General features: G+C 70.3%; 3 protein-coding genes and 1 pseudogene. 2 read left to right on the top strand and 2 right to left on the bottom strand.

The window, feature by feature from the left end; translation table 11 throughout:
• Positions 1-107 precede the first annotated feature (107 nt).
• Both ON39_RS32250 and ON39_RS32255 read right to left on the bottom strand, forming a co-directional pair.
• Positions 108-707, bottom strand: a complete 600-nt coding sequence (locus ON39_RS32250) for a TetR/AcrR family transcriptional regulator (protein WP_040739867.1) — start codon at positions 705-707, stop codon at positions 108-110.
• Between the two features lie 89 nt (positions 708-796).
• Complete coding sequence (locus tag ON39_RS32255; RefSeq protein ID WP_040739868.1) at positions 797-1,960, bottom strand: glycoside hydrolase family 3 N-terminal domain-containing protein; 1,164 nt, start codon at positions 1,958-1,960, stop codon at positions 797-799.
• A gap of 121 nt (positions 1,961-2,081) precedes the next feature.
• Here ON39_RS32255 and ON39_RS32260 point away from each other — a divergent pair, with 121 nt between their 5' ends.
• Together ON39_RS32260 and ON39_RS32265 are read left to right on the top strand one after the other, a co-directional pair.
• Entirely contained in the window at positions 2,082-2,570 is a 489-nt protein-coding gene (locus ON39_RS32260) for a universal stress protein (RefSeq protein WP_083894818.1), read from the top strand.
• Between the two features lie 71 nt (positions 2,571-2,641).
• A pseudogene (locus ON39_RS32265) lies at positions 2,642-3,013 on the top strand (isochorismate synthase); the annotation flags it as partial.

Here is a 3,013-nt window from a genome sequence, read left to right on the forward strand (position 1 = left end):
GCTAATCCCCCCGCACTGTGGCAGGCCGTCGCCCGCGCGGCAACCGCTGAGCACCGGTCGTCCACCGACGGGTGGGCGACTCGCTACCCCGGCGCACCGGTCGGCGCCTACTCCGCCTTCTTGCGTCCCGCGAGGCCGCGCCACGCCAGATCGTCGAGCAGATCTACCGCCTCGGAGACCTCGACGCGGCCGCTGGCCACCCGGTCCGCGATGGCCTCGCCCGCGCCGATCACGGCGGCCGCGACGATGTCGAAGTTGGTGCCCGGCTCCGGGTGCTTGGCGCTGGACTCCAGCAGTTTGGCGGTCAATTCGATGACGCGCTCGCGGGCGTTCTCGATCTCGGAGGCGAACGCCTGCTGGCCGATGGCCTGGCGGTAGAGCACCTGCCAGGAGCGCCGGTTGCGGTCGACGAACCCGAGGAAGCCCTCCAGCGCGACCCGCACCTGTTCGTGCGGCGTCAGCTGGGGGTTACCCGCGGGCACCACCGATTCGATGAAGCGAAGTCCCTCGCGCTGGATACAGGCGCGGAACAACTCGTCCTTCGAGCCGTAGTAGAGATACAGCATCGGTTTCGATATCTTCGCTTCGGCGGCAATGGCGTCCATCGATGTATCGTGGAAGCCCTTGCGCGAGAACACCTCGACCGCGGCGTCGAGCATCTGCTGCTCACGAACCGCCCGAGGAAGTCGCTTCGTTCCGCCCGCCATCCACTCTCCTACCGCATGGTGAAGTTCATATATTACTCCAAGGTAAGTTCCGTGGGTCGTATTTGCTCCCCAGTCGCGGAAATGGCGTCTCAGCAGTGCGGAAGCGCGCCCTTGAAGGCGGCCATGCGCAGCACCGACGCGTCGACCCGCGCGGCGGGCAGCCGGCCCGCCGCCACCGCCTGCTCCAACTGGTCGAGCACGCTGGGCACCGCGTCGGTGCTGATCCACAGCGCGTTGTCGGCCCCGGCGACCAGCGCGGCCTCCACCGCGTCCGCGATGGACAGGCGGTTGGTGATCGCGGCCATGCCGCCCAGATCGTCGGTGAAGATCGGGCCCTTGAACGGCGCGGCGCCGTAACCGCTGCCCTCGCGCAGCAGCGCCATGGCCTGCGGGCTGATGCTCGCGGGCACGTCGGGGGTGGTCAGGCCCGGCACGTCGAGGTGGCCGACCATCACGCCCGCGCCGGAGTCGACCAGCCCGCGGAACGGAACGAGATCGACGTTCTGCATGCTCTCCAGCGGTGGCGTCCGGACCGCGCCGCGGTGCGAATCGCCCGAGCCCGACCCGTGGCCGGGGAAGTGCTTCAGCACGGTGCCGACTCCGACCTCGCGCATCGCGCGGATGTAGGCGTCGGCGTATCGGGTGACCACGGCGGGATCGTCGGAGAAGGAACGGTCCCCGATGACGGAGTCGTCGGGCTGGGCGCTCACGTCGACGTCGGGGGCGAAGTTCACCGTCACGCCCAGGTCCTTCAGCGCGCGGCCCCGGGTCAGCGTGGCGTCGTGGAACTGCTCGGCGGTCATGGTCTGCGCCGTCTCCCTGGCCGAGGGCGCCGCGCCGATCAGGCTCTTCACCCGGGAGACGCGACCGCCCTCCTCGTCGATGGTCACCATGAGCGGCACCTTGGCCGCCTGTTTGACCTGGTCGAGCTGCCCGGAACTCAGCAGCGCGAGATCGGTCCAGCCCCCTACGAAGATGCCGCCGACCTGTTCGGTGCGGACCACGTTGGCGGCGTCGGCCTCGCCCGTGACGCCGACGGTCAGCAGTTGTGCGAGCTTCTGGCGCGTGCTGAACTGCGCGAGATATCCGGACGTGCAATCCGGTTTCGCGGAAGTCGTTGCGCGCGTTGATGTTCCGGTTGTGGACTCGGGAGCGGCCGCGCGCGAGGGCGTGGCGTCGTCGCTGCCGCCACTCGAGCAGGCGGTGGCGACGGCGGCCAGCACGGCGAGCATGAGCAGAGGCGTCTTCCGCATGGAGATCAACGGTACTGATCCCGCGAGCCAGCGGGTGGGGCGGGCTCGGTCAAGGTAGCCTTGTTCAATAGCCGTGAGTCTCCCACCAGGAGGTCCTCGTGCCCCGCACCAGGAGGTCACCGTGCCCTGCGACCTGATGCTCATCGCCTACGACGGGTCCGAGAACGCCAAGCGGGCCATCGAATACGCCGGGCGCTTCCTCAGCGCGGACCGAGCCATCGTGCTGACCGCGTGGGAGCCGATGGTGCGCCAGGCCGCCCGCCTGTCCGGGCTGTCCGGGGTGATGCAGCCGGAATGGGTGCCCGACGAGGAGATCGAGGACGTCGCCTACGTCGACGCCCGCACGATCAATACCGAGGGCGTCCGGCTGGCCAAACTCGCCGGGCTCAACGCGGAGGCGCGCACCGCCGAGTGCACGACGACCATCTGGAACGCCATCGTGGAGTGCGCCGACGACCTCGACGTCGACATCATCGTCGCGGGCACCCGCGGCGCGACCGGCATCCGCGCGCTGCTGCACAGCAGCGTCGCCGACGCGGTCCTCAAACACTGCCACCGCCCGGTCCTCATGGTGCCGCCCGGCCGGGAACCAGCCGCCAGAACGGAGTGATCACGGCGTGCCCGTGAGTGCGCTCACGGGTCGGTCCCGGCGGCCCGACGCGGGGTTAGGGTCGAGGGACTATGGACGGATTCCTGCTTGCCCAGCCGGACGGGGTGGTCCGGGCGTCCGGCAGCCGGGTCGCCTTCGACGAGGCCGATCGGGCGGTGGCCGCGCTGCGCGACGGCGCCGCGGAGTTGATCGTCGGGGCGCTGCCGTTCGATCCGCGCAGGCCCGCCGCGTTGAGCGTGCCGGAGCGGGCGCTGCACACGGCCGGGCCGTGGCGGCCCTCGGCCGTCCCCGATCTGCCTCCGGTGCGGTTCGTCACCGAAATCCCCAGCGCCGCAGAGCATATCGCGCGCGTGACGAAACTGGTCGAGCAGCTGAACGATCCGGCGCAGCCGCTGCGCAAGGTGGTCGCGGCACGGTCGGTGGTCGCGGAGGCGTCCGGCGCG

It is taken from the genome of Nocardia tenerifensis NBRC 101015, from assembly GCF_000308715.1.
Lineage (GTDB): Bacteria > Actinomycetota > Actinomycetes > Mycobacteriales > Mycobacteriaceae > Nocardia > Nocardia tenerifensis.